Below are 20,992 nucleotides of genomic sequence, written 5' to 3'. Positions count from 1 at the left end.
AGCAATAAAACTCAGACTTGTGGGAGCCACGCCCTCGTGGCGATTTGTTTTCTTTATGCAGATCTTCGCGACGAGGTACCCGATGGGCGCATGCTAGCGTCGTTCCCACTAAAAAAAATTAGTGGGTTGGGGGAAGTGCCGCGATGTCTAATTTGGACGTTGTAAAAAGCTTCCCGTAAGCGTTGTTGAAAACGATCTGTTCATCCCAATCTATATTGGTATCTGAATCTTAATTTTATGAGAGCCTATGCTATGTCTAAAACTGTTGTAATTACTGGAGCCAGTCGGGGTATTGGTCTTTCTTTTTGCCGCTTGTATCAGGCGCGGGGCTACGATGTTTACGGGGTTTGCCGACAGGCGTCAGAGGAGCTTGCCTTCCTTGGGGTGAATATCATTGACGATGTTGATGTGACCCTACAAGAGGGAATCGATCGTCTGGATTCGGAGTTGCAGGGTGTGAGCATTGATCTGCTGATCAATAATGCCGGTATCCTGCGTAATGAGGTGCTTGGCAGTATTTCCCCGGGCTCGATTCGTCAGCAGTTTGAGACTAATGCCCTGGCACCACTACGGGTAACCGAGGCGCTGATGGATAATCTGGCTGCTAACGCGAAAGTGGCACTGATTACCAGCCGGATGGGTTCAGTGACTGACAACACCAGTGGTGGTCGTTACGGTTATCGTATGTCCAAGGCTGCACTGAATATTGCCGGTATGTCGCTGTCCCATGATCTCAAGCCTAAAGGTGTTGCAGTGGCCCTGTTGCATCCGGGGCTGGTGGGTACAGAGATGATCGGTGGGCATGGTGATATTACGCCTGATGAAGCAGCAGATCGGCTTTCCCAGAGGATCGATGAACTTAAGCTTTCAAACTCGGGTACTTTCTGGCATTCCAACGGGGAGGTTTTGCCCTGGTAAGGAAAAGAGTAGCTAGACCGCGGCTTCGCCGCTAGCTAGAACGTGGCGCAAGCGCCACTGCTAGTAGCTAGAAAAAACAGAAGGGCAGTAGCTAGACCGGAAGGTAAACCTTCCTCGCTAGATCGTCGAACAAGTTCGACCTGCTAGTGGCTAGAAAAAACGTAAAAGCCTTCTTAACCCGGTGTGTGAAAGCGCACTTTGTAAGCGGCACGGGCCAGTTACCGTGCTGCTTCGCACTCTCAGACAGTTCCCAGCTTTGGTCCATTGAAAAACTACAATACCCAAAGGGGCACAAAATGCTCGGCTGCGCAGAAGGGGATCATTAGTCCGTACCAGCTTGTAGTTCAGTGGCAAGAATAAGGACTACCGACCCGGATCAATTGTATCTCACTGGTCTATCAGGCATATTTAACCCAATGGAATCGCGTGGCCAACACTGCGCAAGGGATCAAATGAGCCAGCTTATTTTCAGCGGAAGAGAATATAGTAGCTTTTTCAAAGCTTTTCTATGTTTTTAATATTACAACTGAAGTGATGGCGATTAGGGGGGCGAAATTAACTATATTTTGATCCTGTTTTCCCTCATTAGCATTAAAATATAGTAACCAAAAAGGAATGTTAAGATGAAAGGAATGTTGAGTTGTATTTTAATTTTATCGTCAATTTTTATGGCGGGATGTATTTCAAATCCACCTAAAGAGCAGCTTCAGAAGTATGTTCAGGGCCAGGTATTTGAGACTTTATTTCCTATTGCAAATCATGAAGTGCCATTGCCCGAAGGTAAATGGAAATTTATATCTGTACGGTTCACATCTAACGATGTAGGCCAGTCTTTTGCTAATTTACATTTACTTAAAACAGATGATGTTACTTTTACTGATGGAGTTTTTATTAGAAGCTCATTGAATAATTCTGGAAGTAACGGGTTTGTTCAAAGTAGGTTCTGTGAAAGGAGTAATATTTTATTTGCAAAGGTTTTTGTAAATGAAAGAGGTGCCGATCAAGATTGCTGGGGAATAAATTATTTTAGAACGACCAGAGGAAAGAACACAGACCAAGCTTCTTTAGATGCTCTTGAGTATATTAAGGCTAATAAGATAAAACGACCAAACTTTGCGGTGTATACTCAGCATAGATTAACTGAGAATAATAGTTTTTTAATGGTCCAGTATTATTCAAATCCCGAATATTATACTGATATTGCTCCTGTTCCAATGACAAGTTGGGATGCCTCTGAATGGCATACTGACCTATATTACAGAGATTCAAAAAAAGAAGAATATATAGAGAAGCTGAAGTTAATTGGATCTGAGCGTCATGAAAACCTTAAATTAGGGGGCTTTTATTAGATAATTTGTTTTTAAGGCTGTTGGTTTTAAAGCTAAACAAGGGCAGCGTAAATTAATGCACGGCCCCCCCTGCTGATGATGGGCGTCGCTGCACTCGGCACCAACCTTAATAAAAAGGAGCCACGGGCTCCTTTTTTACTTTTTCTAGCCACTAGCAATGGCGCTTGCGCCATGTATAAATATAAATAGGAGTATAAATAGGGTCAGGAGTATAAATAGGGCCAGAGTAAAGTTAATGCTTTGGCCCTTTGCTAATGTTGGGTTTCGCTGCGCTAACCCAACCTACCGATCTTACAACGTATGGTGGACAGAGCTGAAGCTAAGCAGATTAAGAAGGGTTTCCGAGCAACGAGCAAGCAGCGTTTTTGCTTTTTCTAGCTACTAGCCAGCGGCGAAGCCGCGTTCTAGCGAGTCGAACTTGTTCGACGGTCTAGCCACTATATGAATAGGGTCAGAGTAAAGTTTATGCTTTGGCCTTTTGCTAATGTTGGGTTTCGCTGCGCTAACCCAACCTACCGATCTTACATAGTATGGTGGATAGAGCTGAAGCTAAGCAGATTAAGAAGGGTTTCCGAGCAACGAGCAAGCAGCGTTTTTTGCTTTTTCTAGCTACTAGCCAGCGGCGAAGCCGCGTTCTAGCGAGTCGAACTTGTTCGACGGTCTAGCCACTAGAAGTAAAGAGGGTCAGAGTAAAGTTTATGCTTTGGCCCTTTGATAATGTTGGGTTACGCTGCGCTAACCCAACCTACCGATCTTACAAAGTATGGTGGACAGAGCTGAAGCTAAGCAGATTAAGAAGGGTTTCCGAGCAACGAGCAAGCAGCGTTTTTTGCTGCGTTCGAGCCACGAGTTACGGAATGTAAAAAGGAGCCAACGGCTCCTTTTTTGCTTTTTCTAGCTACTAGCAATGGCGCTTGCGCCATGTTCTAGCTAGCGACTAAAGCGAAGCGACCGCCTGTTTGGCAATCGGTGTCAGCTCACTACCATCTTCCTTAAGGTAATCCGTAATCTGAGCTTTCATCGAGCGCGCCCAGAATTTGGTCAGGTGATCCGCGACCATCTTTGCTTCAGCGGCATCGTCGCCGATGTGGGTGTTGTTGGCGGCGATCTGATTGGCCATTTTAATCAGGCTGGTCAGTTGGTGATTTCCCATTCTTTATTCCTCTGAATCAGTTGAAGGCTTTTCTGAAGAAGCGAGTTCAGCCTGATTATAAATTACGTGACGGCCTGGACGGGCAAAGCCGATTAGATTTAGTCCTGCCTGTTTGGCCAGGTCCAGTGCCAGTCGTGTCGGTGCGGATACCGCAACCAAAGTGGACACGCCACAGCTGGTGGACTTGTGCACCATCTCATAGCTGGCGCGGCTGGAGACCAGCACAAAACCATCGCTGAGATCGGTATCGGTTTGCTTCAGCGCGCCGAGCAGTTTATCCAGTGCATTATGTCGGCCGATATCTTCCCGCAGTAGCTGTATCTCACCGCTTTGGTTACACCAGGCGGCACCGTGGAAGGCGCCGGTCAGTGATTGCAGCGGTTGCTGTTGGGTAAGCTGGCCGACCGCTTGTTCTACTGCCTTGGGTTGAATCATCGGAACAGGGCTTACCGACTTTACCGGTCGGATCGCCTGTTCCAGGGATTCAGCGCCACACAGGCCACAACCGGTGCGGCCTGTGAGGTTACGGCGGCGTTGCTTGAGCTGTACCGAACGCTGAGTGGTGATCGACATACGAATCTCCACCCCGGCACTCAGGTTGTCGGCGTCGGCAACCACATCGATCTCGTAGATCTCCTGTGGTGTTTTTACGATGCCTTCGCTGATACTGAAACCCAGCGCAAAATCTTCCAGATCGCAGGGGCTGGCCATCATTACCACGTGGGAGATACCGTTGTAGATCATGGCTACCGGAATCTCTTCGGCGATGCTGTCCAGCGCATCCAGCTGGCAGTTATTCTGCCAGCGGGATACTGCTGCCTGATTGTGGCAGTTATCCACGCTCAGGCTGATGCTCTCATCGTTGATAGGCTGTTCTGGTTTCTTCATAGCCATTGGATTATTCCCGCGTTCATCCCCGCATTCCAGTCTTCTTTTTGCGGCCTTCTTTAAGAAAGCTTAGCTGCTGATCGTTAAACTCGTGATAACGCTGCTGCCAGCCGGAAGGTTCGTTCACCTTGATAGCCTGCACTGCGGTCACTTTGTACTCAGGGCAGTTGGTCGCCCAGTCGGAGTTATCGGTGGTGACCACGTTAGCGCCACTGCCAGGGTGGTGAAAGGTGGTATAAACCACACCCGGTTGCATCCGGTCGGAAACCTTAGCGCGCATTACGGTTTCGCCGGCGCGGCTGGCAATACCAACCCAGTCACCATCATTGATGCCACGATCTTCGGCATCCTGCGGGTGCAGTTCCAGCACGTCTTCATCATGCCATGCCTGGTTTTCGGTACGGCGGGTCTGTGCACCTACATTGTATTGCGACAGGATGCGACCAGTGGTCAGCAGTAGCGGGTACTTACGGGTTGAACGTTCTTCAGTCGCGACATATTCGGTAATCGCGAAGTGGCCCTTACCGATTGGGAAGCTCTCCAGGTGCATGATCGGGGTGCCATCCGGCGCATCGTCGTTACATGGCCACTGGATACTGCCCATCTCTTCCAGACGATCGTAGTTAACGCTAGTAAAGGTCGGTGTCAGACTGGCGATCTCATCCATAATCTCGGAAGGATGGCTGTAGTTCATCTCATAACCCAGTGCCTTTGACAGCTCGATGGTTACTTCCCAGTCCTGCTTGCCTGCCAGTGGTGGCATTACTTTGCGGACGCGGTTGATACGACGCTCAGCATTGGTGAAGGTACCGTCTTTCTCAAGGAAAGAGGAACCCGGCAGGAATACGTGAGCGAACTTAGCTGTCTCGTTAAGGAAGATGTCTTGTACCACCAGGCATTCCAGGGAGCGCAGGGCGGCTTGCACGTGATTAGTGTTCGGATCGGACTGGGCGATATCTTCACCCTGACAGTACAGGCCCTTGTAGGTGCCATCCAGTGCGGCATCGAACATGTTTGGAATCCGTAGCCCCGGCTCATTATCCAGAGTTACACCCCAGACCGCTTCAAAGCGTGCCCGGACTTCGTCATCGGCAACGTGCTGGTAGCCTGGCAGTTCGTGCGGGAAGGAACCCATATCGCAGGAACCCTGTACGTTGTTCTGACCACGAAGCGGGTTAACACCAACACCTTCGCGGCCGATGTTACCGGTGGCCAGTGCCAGGTTAGCGATACCCATCACCATGCTGGAACCCTGGCTGTGTTCTGTAACACCCAGACCGTAGTAAATAGCGGCGTTTTTAGCTGTCGCATAGATTCGGGCTGCGCCACGTAGCTCGTCTGCCGGAATGCCGGTAACCGATTCGGTGTTTTCAGGCGAATGACGTTCTTCGCTGATGAAGCTGCGCCATGCCTGATAGGCGTTGTCTTCACAGCGCTCTGTAATAAAGGCTGTGTCTTCCAGGCCTTCGGTAATGATGACGTGGGCCATTGCATTGATGAAGGCGACGTTGCTGCCCGGACGCAGTTTCAGGTGGTGCTGGGTCTCGACATGCGGGCTCTTAACCAGATCGATTCGACGTGGGTCGGCGACGATCAGCTTGGCACCCTGACGCAGGCGTTTCTTCAGCAGTGAACCAAATACCGGGTGCGCATCGGTCGGGTTAGCACCGATTACCATTACTGCATCGGCGTGCATTACGGAATCAAAGGTCTGGGTACCGGCAGACTCACCCAGGGTGGTCTTCAGGCCGTAACCGGTCGGCGAGTGGCAGACACGGGCGCAGGTATCGGTATTATTGTTACCGAAGGCCGCACGGATCAGCTTCTGCACCAGGTAAGTCTCTTCGTTGGTACAACGGGAAGAGGTGATACCGCCGATGCTCTCACGGCCGTACTTGTCCTGGATACCGCGCAGTTTAGTCGCGGTGAAGCTGAGGGCTTCTTCCCAGGATACTTCCTGCCATGGCTGGTCGATTGAATCACGGATCATCGGCTTGGTGATACGATCGCTATGGGTAGCATAACCAAAGGCAAAACGGCCTTTAACGCAGGAGTGGCCGTGGTTTGCCTGACCATCTTTGTACGGCACCATGCGGATTACTTCGCTGCCTTTCATCTCGGCCTTGAACTGGCAGCCGACACCGCAGTAGGCACAGGTAGTAACAACGCTGTGTTCCGGCTGACCTTTGTCGATGACGCTCTTTTCCATCAGGGTTGAGGTCGGGCAGGCCTGTACACAGGCACCGCAGGAGACGCAGTCAGAATCAATGAACGGCTGGTCCTGACCGGCGGCGACCTTGGAATCGAAACCGCGGCCGTCGATAGTCAGCGCAAAGGTACCCTGAACTTCTTCACAGGCACGTACGCAGCGGGAGCAGACGATACATTTACTCGGATCGAAGCTGAAATAGGGGTTGGATTCATCCTTTTCAGCATCTAAATGATTCTCTCCGTCGAAGCCGTAGCGCACTTCACGCAGACCTACTTCACCGGTAACATCCTGCAGCTCGCAGTTGCCGTTAGCCGGGCAGGTGAGGCAGTCCAGCGGGTGGTCGGAGATGTACAGTTCCATGATGTTGCGGCGCAGGCGACCCAGCTTATCGTTCTGGGTCGTGACCTGCATGCCTTCTTCTGCCGGCGTAGTACAGGATGCCGGAGTGCCGCGACGACCTTCGATCTCTACCGCACAGATACGGCATGAGCCAAAGGCTTCAAGGTTGTCAGTGGCGCACAGCTTAGGGATATTGATATCCGCTTCGGCTGCCGCGCGCAGTACGGAAGTGCCTTCAGGCACGGTGACGGAAACGCCATCGATCTGCAGGGTAACCAGATTTTCTGAAATCTGAGCCGGGGTGCCGTAATCTTTTTCTGGATCAAAATATTCAAGCATGATCAGGCTCCTGCTTTGCTGTTCTGGTTAAAATCTTCCGGGAAGTGCTGTACCGCACTGTTCACCGGGAATGGCGTCATGCCGCCCATGGCGCACAGAGAGCCATCGATCATGGTGTCACACAGGTCGTTCAGTAACTCCAGGTTAGCATCCGTGTTTTCGTTGTTGCGGATACGGTCGATCACCTCAACGCCGCGGGTTGAACCAATTCGGCATGGCGTGCACTTACCGCAGGATTCTTCAACGCAGAATTCCATCGCGAAGCGCGCCTGTTCAGACATATCAACGCTGTCATCAAATGCCACTACGCCGCCATGGCCCAGTACTGCACCGATCGCTGAGAAGGCTTCATAGTCCAGCGGGGTATCCCACTGGCTTTCCGGCAGGTAAGCACCCAATGGGCCGCCAACCTGTACCGCACGCATCGCTTTACCCGTAAACGTACCCTGACCAAAATCTTCTAACAGTTCACGCAGGGTCAGGCCGAACGCCAGTTCGATCAGGCCGCCGCGCTTGATGTTACCCGCCAGCTGGAACGGCAGGGTGCCTAGGGAGCGGCCGATACCGAAGTCAGCATAGGCTTGCGGGCCTTTAGACAAAATATAGGGAATAGCAGCCAGAGACAGTACGTTGTTGACGATGGTTGGCTGACCGAACAGACCTACAATCGCTGGCAGAGGAGGCTTTGCGCGAACCAGTCCGCGCTTGCCTTCCAGACTTTCCAGCAGGGAGGTTTCTTCACCGCAGATGTAAGCCTGCGCGCCGAGGCGAACTTCCAGATGGAAGGCCTTGCCGCTATCTAGAATGTTGTCACCCAGAAAGCCAGCCGCTTCAGCCCTGGCAATCGCTTCGTTAAGAATCTGATGTGCCACCGGGTATTCAGAACGCAGGTAGATGTAGCCCTGGTCGGCGCCTACCGCGAGACCTGCGATCGTCATGCCTTCGATCAGCATGTAAGGATCGGCTTCCATCACCATTCGGTCGGCAAAAGTACCGGAGTCACCTTCATCGGCGTTGCAGACGATATATTTTTGATTGTGTTTAGTCGGTACAGCATCCAGCACGGTCTGCCATTTAATACCGGTTGGGAAGGCTGCACCACCACGACCACGCAGGCCGGAGGCTTTAACCTGATCAACAATCGCCTGACCGCTGAGTTGCAGCGCTTGCTTCAGGCCGTTGAAACCATCCAGTTCCTGATAATCAGTAAGCGATACAGGGTCGGTGATACCGGCGCGGGCGAAGGTCAGACGCTGCTGCTTTTTAAAGTAAGGGATCTCTTCGGTCAGACCCTGGCACAATGGGTGGGACGTTTCACCACCGAGAAAGCCCTGGTCAAACAGACTGTCGATATCGTTACACTCAACGGGACCATAAGCGATACGGCCCTGATCGGTTTCCACTTCGACCATAGGCTCCAGCCAGAACATGCCGCGGGAACCGTTACGGATAATTTCAATCGTCTCGCCACGGTTTGCCGCTTCTGCTGCAATCTCTGCTGCCAGCTGTTCGGCACCCATCGCCAGTGAAGTTGTATCCCGCGGGATATAGACCTTGGTTTTAACTGCGGTTTTAACAGCGGTCATCACAGCACCTCCAGTTTCTGGGATTTAAGCTGCTCAACCAGCTGATCAAATTTCTCCGGGGTTACCCGGCCGACAATATCGTCATTAACGCGAACAGAGGGTGCGCAGGCGCAGTTGCCGAGGCAGTAAACAGCCTCCAGGCTAACTGTGCGATCCTCGGTCGTCTGGTGGAAATCTACCCCCAGCGTCTCTTTGGCGTGGGCTTCAAGCTGTCGCGAGCCCATCGACTGGCACGCTTCGGCGCGGCAGATCTGCACAGTGTGCTTACCCGGTGCCGTGGTGCGGAACTGATGATAGAAGCTGATAACACCGTGGATCTCAGCGTTGGACTGGTTCAGTGCTTCGGCGATCATGGTGACGGCTTCCGCTGGGATATAACCCAACCGGTCCTGAATGCCATGCAGGATCGGCAGCAATGCGCCGGGTTTATCCTGCAAGCCGGTGATCACCTCTGTCACCTGTTGCAAGCTTTGCTCAAACTGTGTGGTCATTGTTTTTATATTCCTATAACAAGCATCTTGGCTGCGATGCCTTGTTTTTAAATATGCACTCTAGTTCATATTTAATGGGTAAGGTGCTGTATATGCGTGTCAGCTATACATTTATAGTGAGTTTAAAGTAGCATTAGTTCCCTATTAACAAAATATGAAATGTCGTGCATATGAAGAGAGTTCAGGTTGTTCCCACCTGGTCATTCCGGGATTCAGAAGGTAACCAGTTGAATCCGCAATTGTTTTCATTGCTGGGGGCGATCCACGATACCGGTAAGCTGACGACGGCTACGTCGCAAATAGGCATCTCTTACCGCCACGGCTGGAATCTGCTCAATACCTGGGCGGCATTTTTCGGTCTGCCGCTGGTGGAGATGCAGAGGGGCAAGGGGGCTAAACTTACGGCGTTAGGTGAAAAGCTATTGTGGGCTGAACAACGGGTGCTGGCGCGACTTGAGCCGCAACTGGATAGCCTGGCCTCGGAGCTTAACCTTGAGATTCACCGCGCGCTGGAAGGGGTCAGCCCTCTGCTGCGACTACATGCCAGCTACGGTTATGCTGTGGCACTGCTGCCGGAGTTTGCTGAGCATATTCAGCTCGACCTGCAATATAAGAGTGCTGAAGAGGCGCTGGCATCTCTCAATCGCGGTGTTTGCGATGTAGCAGGTTTCCACGTGCCAAAAGAGGGAATGAGTCCGGCGTTGCAAGAGAGTTATAGCCGCTACCTTAAACCCAGGGTACATAAGGTGATTAAATTCATTACCCGCCGTCAGGGGTTGATGATTAAGCCGGATAACCCGAAACAGGTAACCGGGCTGAAAGATCTGGTGCGTAAAGATGCTGATGGTGAGAAGGTCAGGTTTATCAATCGTCAGAAAGACTCTGGCACCCGGGCTTTGCTGGATGAGCTGTTGCGCCGGGAAGGGATTAACAGCGGTAAGATCAGTGGCTACGACGATGAGGAATATACCCACTCTGCAGTCGCAGCTTTTGTGGCGGCGGGAATGGCGGATGTCGGTATGGGAGTGGAGGCTGCAGCGCGACAGTTTGGTCTCGACTTTATACCGTTATCTTCTGAGTATTATCTGTTGGTGTGCCATAACAAAACACTCAAGCAGGAAGCGATGGTGCGGCTGCTTGATATTATACGGGCGAGTGAATTCCAGGACGCCGTCAGGAATCTGCCCGGTTATTCGCCGGATGACTGTGGCGATATTGTCACGGTGGATCAGATCTTCGCCGAGTGTCACTAACTAATTGCGCAGTGCGTAGCTGTTCAGGGGACTTTACAACTTTACACATTTGAGTCGGGCTAACCTCCGACTGCTTTATTTAAGTGTTTGATTATCAACTTTTTTATGTATTGGCGCAGATATTGTATGTATCTGTGTTGTAGCGATTATCTATTTGGTAAGCCCGGCGGTGTTTACTGCTGATTGTTGTTAAACCTATAACCACGCGAGTTTTGACAGTATTCACCTACCTGACTTCAGAATGCCTTTGCCAAGGCCAGGGTAACCGCTGGGGGTGAAATATGAAGACTATTAATACTAAGAAGATTGCCTATTATCTGGGCATCGCCTACGTCATTCTGGCGGTATGCATGTTTCTGTTCGGCTTTATTAGCACTGTGCTGTTTTATTTTACAGTGTAAGTGGTGGGAGGCCTGTTTTTTTTAACTGCTGGCCGAACCTGGACTCTGATCTTTCTTTCCCGGCTCCGAAGGTCTGCTCCAGACATACGCCATGGCGATCAGAATCGTGAGTGTCATCGCCGCCTTGAGACCAAGGTGGAACTGCTTAAAGATTAACGGATAGCTGACCATTAACAGCATCATTGTGGTGCCTATCACTTTGGCTTTGAAAGGTATAACTCCATAATCTTCCCAGTCGCGAATGTAATGGCCAAACAGAGGGTGATTGAGCAGGTATTGGTGCAGGCGTTCTGAGCTGCGCGAAAAACAGAATGCGGCGACGAGAATAAAGGGGGTGGTTGGCAGTAGCGGCAGAATGACGCCGATAAGCCCCAGAATCAGGCAGATTATTCCGGCTATCAGATAGAGGGTTCTGACTATTGTCTGTCTCAATCTCAGATTCCTTATTACACTTGCGTTCTGATTTAGAGTGCTGTTGGTTGGATGCCAGATCTCCCTGGTAGATTCATTATTACACTCAGACTAACTTGAATATTGGCTATTTACCTGACGATGGCAAGCTATTTTATTTATTGCCCAATAAATATACACAAAGTAGGTAGTCAAAATATTGCACAGTCTGATCTCCTCTCATAGGATGATCCTATAACATTGGATTAAGTTGCATGTCATATCGCTGTATATGACTGGTAAAGAGGTTGGATATGACAGATATAGCCTATCTTCGGGTTCCTTCGGCCGAGGAGGATGTTGCTCCGCAGTTAGCAACTATCGGCCAGCAAATGAAACGCACCTTTATTGATAAATGTCGTTCGGGTCGTTCAGAGCGGCCTGCTCTGCGTAAGCTTCGTAGCTATATACGCAAAGGCGATGTAGTGCATGTGAGTGCGATTGATCGTCTGGCCAGAAACCTGTTTGATCTGCGGGATCTGGTTCGGGAGTTTAATTCTAAGGGCGTTTCGGTGCATTTTCATCAGGAACAGCTGACCTTTAAAGCCAATGACAGTGAGGGTACCACCGGCAGTATGCTACGCATGGTCGAAGCTTTATCCGGCTTTGAACGGGCTCTGGTGAAAGAAAAACAGAGTGAAGGTATCGAAAAAGCTAAACAGCGCAAAGCGTATAAAGGCCGTAAACCGACCCATTCGGTAGCCCAGATAAAGGCTGCACTGCAACGGCATGACGGAAATAAGACAGCCGCTGCCCGGGATCTGGGAGTGTCGTATCGTACTGTACTGCGAACCTGCCAGAAAGAGGGGATTGAATAGAGATATAAGCAGTAGTTAGTAGCTAGACCGTCGCTTCGCGACTAGCTAGTGGCTAGGAAAAGCCTTCTTTCGCACAGACTGTGGTTTATTTGAACGGGATAACCTTGTAAGAAAGTTTGGTTATAAAGAAAACGCGCTGTAGGCGCGTTTTTTGTTGTCTGTTAAAAATCTTAATCTGTTATTTTTTCGGACCCGTACACAACGAACTACGGTTCCATCGCTATTTTCTCACGCTTTAGTCTAGGTGTTTGTTATTGAGTACGAAGCATAATGTTCAGTCTTAGCGTCAGGCTGGTGATCAGTTTTTGAACAGTTTTTTTATGTCTTTGTCTGATTAACGACTTGAAACGTCTCTGTTGTGACATTGATCTGTAATGGTTTGGTGCTTGTTTTTCTATTTTTATTTCTGTCGGCTTGTATTTTATTGTTTGTAAATCAAGCGGTTATGGTTTTTGTTTTTCTTCGGTTAAAGCGTTTTAGTATGCCATGTTTGCAATCATGGTATAGCGCAATATGGCACCCCCCTAGCGGGGCATATACCCGCAACGATCAGTTCGGTTAGTATTGAGATGCGAAGAAAATCAGGTTTTCATCTAGTTTGTTGGACGCTTGATTTTGTAAAAAATAATGAACATTATGCTGGGAATGTTCGATTCTGATATTTCCGGTGGCCGCCATGTATCCGCGGTCGCAGTGCATAACGAAAACAAGAGGCGTGTGCCAAATGAGTCAATCTTCAACGAAGCCTTCATTTAACTGGGAAGATCCGTTTTCACTTGAGTCCCAACTGACCGAAGAAGAGCGTATGGTCCGCGATGCGGCGTACGAATATTGCCAGGGTCAGCTGCTGCCACGTGTACTGGAAGCTAACCGCAATGAAGTTTTCCACACTGAGATCATGCAGGAGCTGGGAGAGCTTGGCTTCCTTGGTTCAACTCTGCCAGAGCAGTATGGCGGTTCTGAAGTAAACCATGTTTGCTACGGCCTGGTTGCCCGCGAAGTTGAGCGTGTTGACAGTGGTTACCGCTCAGCAATGAGTGTGCAGTCTTCTCTGGTTATGCATCCTATCTACGCTTACGGTTCTGAAGAACAGCGTATGAAGTTCCTGCCTAAGCTGGCTTCCGGTGAGTGGATTGGTTGTTTCGGCCTGACCGAGCCTGATGTTGGCTCTGATCCAAATAACATGAAGACCCGCGCGACTAAGGTTGACGGTGGTTACATCGTTAAAGGCGCGAAGATGTGGATCACCAACTCTCCGGTATCCGACGTATTCATCGTCTGGGCTAAGCTGGACGGCGTGGTTCGTGGCTTCATCCTGGAAAAGGGTATGAAGGGCCTGAGCGCACCTAAGATTGAAGGTAAGTTCTCCCTGCGTGCATCCATTACCGGTGAGATCGTAATGGAAGACGTATTCGTACCTGAAGAGAACCTGTTACCGGGTGTTCAGGGGCTGGCTGGTCCTTTCGGTTGTCTGAATAAGGCGCGTTACGGTATTGCATGGGGTGCCTTGGGTGCTGCCGAATACTGCTGGACGTCTGCCCGTCAGTACACGCTTGATCGTATCCAGTTCCAGCGCCCACTGGCCGCTAATCAGCTGGTCCAGAAGAAACTGGCTGACATGCAAACCGAGATCGGCCTGGGCCTGCAGGGTTGTCTGCAGATGGGTCGTCTGATGGACGAGAAGAAGTGTCCGGTTGAGCTGATCTCGCTGATGAAGCGTAACAACTGTGGCAAGTCTCTGGATATTGCCCGTGTTGCCCGTGATATGCACGGCGGCAACGGTATCTCCGACGAGTTCGGTGTTATCCGTCACGTGATGAACCTGGAAGCTGTGAACACCTACGAAGGTACTCACGATATTCACGCTCTGATTCTGGGTCGTGCAATGACTGGCATTCAGGCGTTCTTCTGATGAGTGGCGCCCTGTCTCATATCCGGGTACTGGATCTGAGTCGTATTCTGGCGGGCCCCTGGGCCGGCCAGATGCTGGCGGATTTTGGTGCTGATGTGGTCAAGGTGGAGCGTCCAGGCGCGGGTGATGACACCCGCGGCTGGGGGCCTCCGTTTATTAAGGATAGCGATGGTAATGCCGCGGATGCTGCGTATTTTCACTCTGCAAACCGGGGTAAAAAATCGATCGCTATCGATATGACTCAACCGGAGGGGCAGGCGCTTATCCGACGCCTTGCGCAAGAGGTTGATGTAGTACTGGAAAATTATAAGGTTGGCGGCCTGAAGAAGTATGGCCTCGATTACGAGAGCCTGAAGGCGGTTAACCCGAAACTGATTTACTGTTCTGTGACCGGTTTTGGTCAGGACGGACCTTATAGCCAACGTGCTGGCTATGATTTTATGATTCAGGCCATGGGTGGCCTGATGAGCGTCACTGGCGAGCCCGATGGCCAGCCGATGAAAGTAGGTGTGGCGCTGGCCGACGTAATGACTGGCCTGTATGCCTGCAATGCCGTACAGGCAGCGTTGCTGCACCGTAATGAGACCGGTGTCGGTCAGCATATCGATATGGCTTTGCTGGACGTGCAGGTTGCAACCCTGGCGAATCAGGCGATGAATTTCCTGATTGGCGGTAAAGTACCAGGCCGCTTAGGCAATGCCCACCCGAATATAGTGCCTTACGAAGCGTTTGCGACGGCAGACGGTCATGTCATTCTGGCGGTTGGAAATGATGGTCAGTTCGCTAAATTCTGTGACCTGGCAGGTGCTCCTGAGCTGGCAAAAAATCCAGCTTTTGAAACCAATGCCCTGCGGGTTGAAAACCGCACTGACCTGACACCGTTGGTTGCTGAACTGATGCTGCAGCATAGCAGTGACTGGTGGTTAGATACCCTGTCACAGCATGGCGTGCCGAGCGGGCCGATCAATACCATTGATAAGGTGTTTGAGAATGAGCAGGTTGTGCATCGGAAGATGCAGGTCGAGCTTGATCATCCTGTTGCCGGCAAAGTGCCCGGGGTGGCATGTCCGGTTAAATTTTCTGAAACACCGATTACATACAGTTCAGCACCACCGACTCTGGGGCAGCACACCGACCAGGTATTGTCAGGGTTGGGTCTGGACGAAGCACAGATCGCACAGCTTAAACAGAACAAAGTGATCTCCTGATCCAGCTTTACTTCGCTCTGCAGGCCAGTGTGACAGTTAATAACAATACAGTTCAACATTGCTGTCATACCATATGACAGCAATTTTTTTTGGAGTGGCCAATGATTACCCTGAAAGATCCTTCTCTGCTAAAGCAGCAAGCCTACGTAAACGGTCAGTGGATAGATGCGCTGAACGGCGAAACCAATCCGGTATTGAACCCGGCTAACGGTGAGCAGATTGCGACTGTACCAGACCTCGGTGCTGAAGAGACTGAAGCGGCAATTGCTGCGGCTAACGTTGCCTTCCAGGGCTGGAAGAAGAAAACGGCTAAAGAGCGCTCTGTCTATCTGCGTAACTGGTTTAATCTGATTGTAGAAAACAAAGATGACCTTGCGGTATTGATGACCGCCGAGCAGGGTAAGCCGGTTGCCGAGTCTGCTGGCGAAGTGATGTATGGTGCGTCTTTTATTGAATGGTATGCCGAAGAGGGTAAGCGTGCTTACGGTGATGTGATCCCGACTCACGCTGCAGACAAGCGAATTATCGTAACCAAAGAGCCGATCGGCGTGACGGCGGCGATTACGCCGTGGAACTTCCCTAATGCGATGATCACCCGCAAGTGCGCGCCTGCTCTGGCTGTTGGCTGCACGATGATTATCAAACCGGCGGAAGATACTCCGTTGTCTGCGCTGGCGCTGATGGTGCTGGCTGAGCGCGCAGGTATTCCTGCTGGCGTTATCAGTGTGGTAACCACTAAGCGTCCGATCGAAGTTGGCAAGGCGCTTACCGATAGCTCAATAGTACGTAAGCTCTCTTTCACCGGCTCCACTCCGGTAGGAAAGCAGCTGATGCGTCAGTGTGCTGATACCGTAAAGAAGACCTCTATGGAACTGGGTGGTAATGCGCCGCTGATCATCTTTGATGATGCGGACCTGGATAAGGCTATTCCAGCTGCGATGGCGTCTAAGTACCGTAATTCTGGCCAGACCTGTGTCTGTGCTAACCGGGTACTGGTGCAGAGCGGAATCTACGATGCATTTGCTGAGCGTTACGCTGCTGAAGTGAACAAGATGAAGGTTGGTAACTGCCTGGAAGGTGACTTCGAGCAAGGACCAATGATCAACCGTGCCGCCGTTGAAAAAGTAACCGCTATGGTTAATGACGCGGTAGAAAAGGGTGCTCGTGTTGTTTGTGGTGGTAAGCCGCACGAACTGGGAGGTAACTTCTTTGAGCCGACTATCGTTGCCGATGTCACGCCGGATATGCGTCTGGCAAATGAAGAGATCTTTGGCCCGATAGCGCCGCTGTTCCGTTTCGAAACAGAAGAGGAAGCTGTAGCGATCGCTAACGATACTGAATACGGTCTGGCAGCTTACTTCTTTACCCAGGACTACGCCCGTGTATTCCGCGTATCAGAAGCTCTGGAGTACGGCATGGTCGCGGTAAACGAAGGTATCTTGTCTACTGAACTGGCTCCTTTTGGCGGGGTTAAGGAATCCGGTACCGGCCGCGAAGGTTCTAAGTACGGCATGGATGATTACCTTGAGATCAAGTACACCCTGATGGGTGGTCTCTGATTTTTTACGCTGCTTAGCCGGTTCCGCCGGCAGATAAAAAAGGCCTGTTTTACAGGCCTTTTTTGGTTCTATACTATATTTCATGCGCATTACTGGAAGTTTTGAGCCTGAAGGCGGTAGATATAGATACTCGATAAAAAGGATATAGCACAGGAGCTTAGATAGCTTGGCAAAGGCTACAGACTGGTTTTGAAGCACATCTGTTGCACAATATGCCAAATATGACAGAATGGTGTCCGGTCGGTGTTAAGATCGGTTTTTTCTTCGAGTGTTTTTCATACCAATAAAATAACAAAAGGTAGCTGCAGTGGACATTGGGGAACGGTTAAAGGCGATTCGTCAGATGAAAGGGCTCTCACAACGGGAGCTGGCCAAGCGTGTCGGTGTGACAAATAGCACCATCTCTATGATCGAAAAGAACAGTGTCAGCCCATCGGTGAGCTCGCTTAAAAAAGTGCTCAGCGGTATACCTATCTCAATCGGTGATTTTTTCACTCTGGACTTTGAAAGTATGGAGCCGGAGAGCGTTGTGTTCCGGGCTGATGAGATGCCCGATATCGGCGCGAACAATGTCAGCCTCAAACTGGTCGGCGCTAATGTCAAAGGCCGCTCGATGGACCTGCTGCATGAAAGCTATGATCCCGGTGCCGATACCGGACCGGAGATGTTGCAGCATCCCGGAGAAGAGGGCGGCATTGTTATCTCCGGTGAGATCGAACTGACTGTCGGTTTTCAGATCTTCCACCTCAAGCCCGGCGACGGCTATTACTTCAATAGCAACCGGCCACATCGTTTCCGCAATGTCAGTGATGAAGCCTGTCGGATTTTTAGCGCTAATCCATCAATCTAAAAGCGCAGCTTTTAGATTGATGGCAGACCGCCAAACAAGTTTGGCTGGCTAGACCGCCGCTGCGCGGCTAGCTAGAACGCAGCTTCGCTGCTTGCTAGTGGCTAGAAAAAGCGTAAAAGCCTTCTTAAGAAACTGTCTGCCAATTTAAACACCTCACTCCGTAAAAATTGTAGGTTGGTCTGAGTGAAACGAAGCCCAACAAGCTGGAGTTCATGGCTCGTAAACTCATCTTAAGTCGCTCCCTTGCGGCCATCATGTTCCCTGAACGGATATACAGTTAAGTTTTGAATCACGACAGTTATTGCGCGTTTGCACGGAAAGCATGCGCGTTTACATCTGGCAGTTCTGCAGAAAAGCAATTAGTATCAGGGAGTTACAATATTGCGCACCGGAGCTTATGCGCAACGCAAAAAGAATAACGCGCATGCGCGTATTCATGGAATCACCGGAGATGGATTTTGCTCGCTAAGCCTTCCTGATCAAATAGCTATTGTTCTATTTCAGAGTTGTCCACTCCGTACATATGCGCATGCGCACAACTAAAATGTTATATGGAAAATCTCTCATGGAAACTGCATTAGTCGGCTTGGCTGGATTGTTAATCGGAATGCTTATTACAGAGCATTTCAGGAAAAGGTCACGAATCGAACAGTTTTCCGGCCCTATTTTCGAAAAAAGGCTCTCCATCTATGAAAAGCTAATGGAAGAGTTCATTCTTTCTTGTGGAGTTATTGACGCTCTATATGAAGATGAGGAAATTCCTTTAGATGAAAAGCACAATTTAGCCTTTGACTGCGGACTAAAACTAATTCAGTTCACAGAAGATAATGACTTCTATCTAAGTGAAGAAGTAACTGTCCACATAGGTATGTTATTCGTAAACACAGGTGACATATTCCTCTCCGAAAACACAGAAGAATCTAGGGCATCAGCTTACGAGAGGTTTAAGTCAGGCTATGGCGAAACAAAACGGTTAATAAAGTCAGCATCTGGTATATCGACTATAGATAATTTAATAACAGAAATTACAAAGTCTAAGCCTGAATCTGATTACATTAGCTACTTTAGAAAAGCTAAAAAAGAGCATGAGCGTAAAAAATCCTTATAACAAGCAAAGGCAGCATCAGCCCTTTGGGCTGGACGCGCTAAAGAGCGCCGCTGCTTTGGGCGTTATGTGTCAATGAGCGTTTAGCTCAAGGGAAAGTATGTACAGCATAGAAAGCTATATTAACGAACTCATTTCACGCGTCAAAACAGCAAGCGATGTAGAGCGTAAGTCTATCAGCGTTGATGGCTGGCAACCTATAGAGCATAGATGTCATGACAATGTAGCGCGTTTATGTGAACTCGATAGTGCATACAAACATGTCTATGGTTTTCTATTTTCCAATACATCCGAACTTGGTTTTGTTTCGTTTATATTTCATTCCGTTGTTAAAGATTCGAATGGAAATCTCATTGATATTACACCTACAACGGCGAGAGAGAAGTATTCTTTTTTAGCAAGTGGATTACCGGACGAGGCATACGAAGAATTAATGTATATGTATGAAAATGAAGGACAAATACCTGTACCACTGGCAAACACATAACAATCAAATTATGGCTGATGCTACGAGGATAGGGCCTCCATTTCAGCGCTTCGCGGTAACATTGCTGCCTCACATTTGGACGTTAATACACTAACACCCATCGGGTGTTTTTTTTGCTTTTTCTAGCCACTAGAGGAAGGCTTGCCTTCCGTTCTAGCAAGTCGCGCAGCGACGTTCTAGCTAGCCGAACTTGTTCGGCGGTCTCGTTTTTTTATGGCCGTTAGCCATAAAAAAACGGACCCGAAGGTCCGTCCAAAGATGTACAAAACAGCTGGGAGCGCTTTGTACAGGCAGGTAAAGCTATAACTTAACCGAACATCTCTTCTGCAGTTTCGCGGATCGCTGCAACCAGCTGATCGACGTGCTGTGTTTCGATGGTCAGTGGTGGTGAGAAGGCTACGATATTGCCCATAGTTCGCACCATTACGCCGCGCTTGTAACAACCTTTCTGGAAGTCCAGTCCGATCGGGCCGTTAGCCGCAACTGACGCGTCGAACTGAACTGCGCCAACCAGGCCGTAGGTACGTACGTCGATCACTTTAGGCGCGTCTTTCAGACCGTGCAGGGCGTTTTCGAAGTGGGTACCGATGTCGCCGCCGGCACGGGTCAGCAGGTTTTCCTGCTCATAGATATCCAGTGTTGCCAGACCTGCAGCACAAGCTACCGGGTGGGCAGAGTAAGTGTAACCGTGGTAGAACTCGATACCGCCTACCGCAACGTTATTCACGATCTGGTCATGAATCTCATCTTTAACGAATACTGCGCCCAGAGGGATAACACCGTTGGTGATACCTTTAGCGGAAGTGATCATGTCCGGAACGACATCGAACTCAGTCGCTGCGAATGGTGAGCCCAGACGGCCCCAGCCGGTGATTACTTCATCAAAGATCAGCACGATATCGTATTGAGTACAGATCTCACGCAGGCGCTTCAGGTAGCCTGCAGGTGGCATGATTACGCCGCCCGCACCGCTCATTGGCTCAACGATTACTGCAGCAATAGTATCGGCACCGTGGAAGTGGATCAGCTGTTCCAGTGCTTCTGCTTTGTCAGCACCCTGTTCAGGCAGGCCACGACTGAATGCGTTGTTGGCGATATCCAGCGTGTGCGGCAGGTGATCAACTGGCAGCAGCGGACCAAAACCGGTACGGTTAGGCGTCAGGCCACCGACGGAGATGCCGCCGAAGTTAACACCGTGGTAAGCCATTTCGCGGCCCAGGAGTTTAGTCTTGCCGGCTTTGCCGCGTGACTTCTGGTACGACAGGGCGATCTTCAGTGCGGTCTCTACGGCTTCAGAACCGGAGTTGGTGAAGAACACTTTGTTCAACGGGTCAGGAGTGTGTGCAATCAGGCGGTTAGCAAACTCGAAACCGATTTCGTGACCGAAGTTGAACGGTGAAGCGTAGTCCAGGTTCAGCAGTTGCTTATGTACGGCATCGGCAATCTGGGTACGACCGTGACCGGCGTTAACGCACCACAGGCCTGCGGTAGCATCAAGGATCTGCTGGCCGTCGTCGGCGTAGTAATACATACCTTCAGCGCGGTCGATAATGCGTGGCTCAGCTTTGAAATCCCGGTTAGCCGTAAACGGCATCCAGAAGGCATCCATATTGTTATTTGTGCTCATACGAGAACCTTGTATAAATTAGCGGTTATTCTTCTGGCCAGGGCTGT

The 20,992-nt window shown here is 50.2% G+C and carries 17 protein-coding genes; 10 read left to right on the top strand and 7 right to left on the bottom strand.

Annotation, left to right across the window (positions count from 1 at the left end):
- Positions 1–252: 252 nt before the first annotated feature.
- Together ACQUQM_RS10695 and ACQUQM_RS10690 are read left to right on the top strand one after the other, a co-directional pair.
- Positions 253–918 carry an SDR family oxidoreductase gene (locus tag ACQUQM_RS10695; RefSeq protein ID WP_432474486.1) on the top strand — a complete coding sequence of 222 codons (666 nt, stop codon included), beginning with the start codon at positions 253–255 and terminating at the stop codon, positions 916–918.
- Positions 919–1,541: 623 nt separating this feature from the next.
- A complete protein-coding gene (locus ACQUQM_RS10690) occupies positions 1,542–2,267 on the top strand; it encodes a hypothetical protein (protein ID WP_432474485.1) in 726 nt (241 codons plus the stop codon).
- Positions 2,268–3,204: 937 nt separating this feature from the next.
- On the opposite strand, the gene ACQUQM_RS10685 is transcribed toward ACQUQM_RS10690, so the two are convergent.
- Genes ACQUQM_RS10685 through ACQUQM_RS10665 form a run of 5 tightly spaced genes read right to left on the bottom strand, consistent with a single transcriptional unit; the run spans position 3,205 to position 9,275 of the window.
- Positions 3,205–3,420, bottom strand: coding sequence for a formate dehydrogenase subunit delta (locus tag ACQUQM_RS10685; protein WP_432474484.1), 216 nt, complete (start codon positions 3,418–3,420; stop codon positions 3,205–3,207).
- Between the two features lie 3 nt (positions 3,421–3,423).
- Complete coding sequence (gene fdhD / locus ACQUQM_RS10680; protein ID WP_432474483.1) at positions 3,424–4,314, bottom strand: formate dehydrogenase accessory sulfurtransferase FdhD; 891 nt, start codon at positions 4,312–4,314, stop codon at positions 3,424–3,426.
- Between the two features lie 16 nt (positions 4,315–4,330).
- The gene (gene fdhF / locus ACQUQM_RS10675) at positions 4,331–7,198 is read right to left on the bottom strand and encodes a formate dehydrogenase subunit alpha (protein WP_432474482.1); all 2,868 of its coding nucleotides are present in this window, start codon (positions 7,196–7,198) and stop codon (positions 4,331–4,333) included.
- Between the two features lie 2 nt (positions 7,199–7,200).
- On the bottom strand, positions 7,201–8,784 hold the full coding sequence (locus tag ACQUQM_RS10670; protein WP_432474481.1) for a formate dehydrogenase beta subunit: 1,584 nt from the start codon (positions 8,782–8,784) through the stop codon (positions 7,201–7,203).
- Positions 8,784–9,275, bottom strand: coding sequence for a formate dehydrogenase subunit gamma (locus ACQUQM_RS10665; RefSeq protein WP_432474480.1), 492 nt, complete (start codon positions 9,273–9,275; stop codon positions 8,784–8,786). Before ACQUQM_RS10665 ends, ACQUQM_RS10670 begins: the two co-directional genes overlap by 1 nt.
- A gap of 170 nt (positions 9,276–9,445) precedes the next feature.
- Here ACQUQM_RS10665 and ACQUQM_RS10660 point away from each other — a divergent pair, with 170 nt between their 5' ends.
- Positions 9,446–10,528, top strand: coding sequence for a substrate-binding domain-containing protein (locus ACQUQM_RS10660; RefSeq protein ID WP_432474479.1), 1,083 nt, complete (start codon positions 9,446–9,448; stop codon positions 10,526–10,528).
- 422 nt (positions 10,529–10,950) lie between these two features.
- Here the strand turns inward: ACQUQM_RS10660 and ACQUQM_RS10655 are convergent, their stop codons facing one another.
- Complete coding sequence (locus ACQUQM_RS10655; RefSeq protein ID WP_432474478.1) at positions 10,951–11,361, bottom strand: YbaN family protein; 411 nt, start codon at positions 11,359–11,361, stop codon at positions 10,951–10,953.
- Positions 11,362–11,633: 272 nt separating this feature from the next.
- Between ACQUQM_RS10655 and ACQUQM_RS10650 the strand changes: the two genes are divergently transcribed.
- The 7 genes from ACQUQM_RS10650 (at position 11,634) to ACQUQM_RS10620 (ending at position 19,318) form a co-directional block, all read left to right on the top strand.
- Positions 11,634–12,197, top strand: coding sequence for a recombinase family protein (locus ACQUQM_RS10650; protein WP_432474477.1), 564 nt, complete (start codon positions 11,634–11,636; stop codon positions 12,195–12,197).
- Between the two features lie 724 nt (positions 12,198–12,921).
- Positions 12,922–14,109, top strand: coding sequence for an acyl-CoA dehydrogenase (locus ACQUQM_RS10645; protein WP_432474476.1), 1,188 nt, complete (start codon positions 12,922–12,924; stop codon positions 14,107–14,109).
- Positions 14,109–15,317 (top strand): CaiB/BaiF CoA transferase family protein, encoded by a 1,209-nt coding sequence (locus tag ACQUQM_RS10640; RefSeq protein ID WP_432474475.1) that lies wholly within the window; start codon positions 14,109–14,111, stop codon positions 15,315–15,317. The genes ACQUQM_RS10645 and ACQUQM_RS10640 overlap by 1 nt, the downstream gene beginning before the upstream one ends.
- Positions 15,318–15,418: 101 nt before the next feature.
- Complete coding sequence (locus tag ACQUQM_RS10635; protein ID WP_432474474.1) at positions 15,419–16,876, top strand: NAD-dependent succinate-semialdehyde dehydrogenase; 1,458 nt, start codon at positions 15,419–15,421, stop codon at positions 16,874–16,876.
- Between the two features lie 307 nt (positions 16,877–17,183).
- A complete protein-coding gene (locus ACQUQM_RS10630) occupies positions 17,184–17,726 on the top strand; it encodes a cupin domain-containing protein (protein ID WP_432474473.1) in 543 nt (180 codons plus the stop codon).
- A 565-nt stretch (positions 17,727–18,291) separates the two neighbouring features.
- Positions 18,292–18,834 carry a hypothetical protein gene (locus tag ACQUQM_RS10625; RefSeq protein ID WP_432474472.1) on the top strand — a complete coding sequence of 181 codons (543 nt, stop codon included), beginning with the start codon at positions 18,292–18,294 and terminating at the stop codon, positions 18,832–18,834.
- 97 nt (positions 18,835–18,931) lie between these two features.
- A complete protein-coding gene (locus ACQUQM_RS10620; RefSeq protein WP_432474471.1) occupies positions 18,932–19,318 on the top strand; it encodes a hypothetical protein in 387 nt (128 codons plus the stop codon).
- A gap of 307 nt (positions 19,319–19,625) precedes the next feature.
- Here the strand turns inward: ACQUQM_RS10620 and ACQUQM_RS10615 are convergent, their stop codons facing one another.
- Positions 19,626–20,945, bottom strand: a complete 1,320-nt coding sequence (locus ACQUQM_RS10615) for an aminotransferase class III-fold pyridoxal phosphate-dependent enzyme (RefSeq protein ID WP_432474470.1) — start codon at positions 20,943–20,945, stop codon at positions 19,626–19,628.
- Positions 20,946–20,992 lie beyond the last annotated feature (47 nt).

Source organism: Amphritea sp. HPY (assembly GCF_050870985.1).
GTDB lineage: Bacteria > Pseudomonadota > Gammaproteobacteria > Pseudomonadales > Balneatricaceae > Amphritea.
The sequence above is the reverse complement of the archived record's forward strand: the minus strand, read 5'-3'. Positions and strand labels throughout refer to the sequence as shown.

Excerpts from the sequence above, each read along its gene's own strand:
- ACQUQM_RS10695 (WP_432474486.1), top strand. The coding sequence starts at position 253 with ATGTCTAAAACTGTTGTAATTACTGGAGCCAGTCGGGGTATTGGTCTT.
- ACQUQM_RS10690 (WP_432474485.1), top strand. The coding sequence starts at position 1,542 with ATGAAAGGAATGTTGAGTTGTATTTTAATTTTATCGTCAATTTTTATG.
- ACQUQM_RS10685 (WP_432474484.1), bottom strand. The coding sequence starts at position 3,420 with ATGGGAAATCACCAACTGACCAGCCTGATTAAAATGGCCAATCAGATC.
- fdhD (WP_432474483.1), bottom strand. The coding sequence starts at position 4,314 with ATGGCTATGAAGAAACCAGAACAGCCTATCAACGATGAGAGCATCAGC.
- fdhF (WP_432474482.1), bottom strand. The coding sequence starts at position 7,198 with ATGCTTGAATATTTTGATCCAGAAAAAGATTACGGCACCCCGGCTCAG.
- ACQUQM_RS10670 (WP_432474481.1), bottom strand. The coding sequence starts at position 8,784 with ATGACCGCTGTTAAAACCGCAGTTAAAACCAAGGTCTATATCCCGCGG.
- ACQUQM_RS10665 (WP_432474480.1), bottom strand. The coding sequence starts at position 9,275 with ATGACCACACAGTTTGAGCAAAGCTTGCAACAGGTGACAGAGGTGATC.
- ACQUQM_RS10660 (WP_432474479.1), top strand. The coding sequence starts at position 9,446 with ATGAAGAGAGTTCAGGTTGTTCCCACCTGGTCATTCCGGGATTCAGAA.
- ACQUQM_RS10650 (WP_432474477.1), top strand. The coding sequence starts at position 11,634 with ATGACAGATATAGCCTATCTTCGGGTTCCTTCGGCCGAGGAGGATGTT.
- ACQUQM_RS10645 (WP_432474476.1), top strand. The coding sequence starts at position 12,922 with ATGAGTCAATCTTCAACGAAGCCTTCATTTAACTGGGAAGATCCGTTT.
- ACQUQM_RS10640 (WP_432474475.1), top strand. The coding sequence starts at position 14,109 with ATGAGTGGCGCCCTGTCTCATATCCGGGTACTGGATCTGAGTCGTATT.
- ACQUQM_RS10635 (WP_432474474.1), top strand. The coding sequence starts at position 15,419 with ATGATTACCCTGAAAGATCCTTCTCTGCTAAAGCAGCAAGCCTACGTA.
- ACQUQM_RS10625 (WP_432474472.1), top strand. The coding sequence starts at position 18,292 with ATGGAAACTGCATTAGTCGGCTTGGCTGGATTGTTAATCGGAATGCTT.
- ACQUQM_RS10620 (WP_432474471.1), top strand. The coding sequence starts at position 18,932 with ATGTACAGCATAGAAAGCTATATTAACGAACTCATTTCACGCGTCAAA.
- ACQUQM_RS10615 (WP_432474470.1), bottom strand. The coding sequence starts at position 20,945 with ATGAGCACAAATAACAATATGGATGCCTTCTGGATGCCGTTTACGGCT.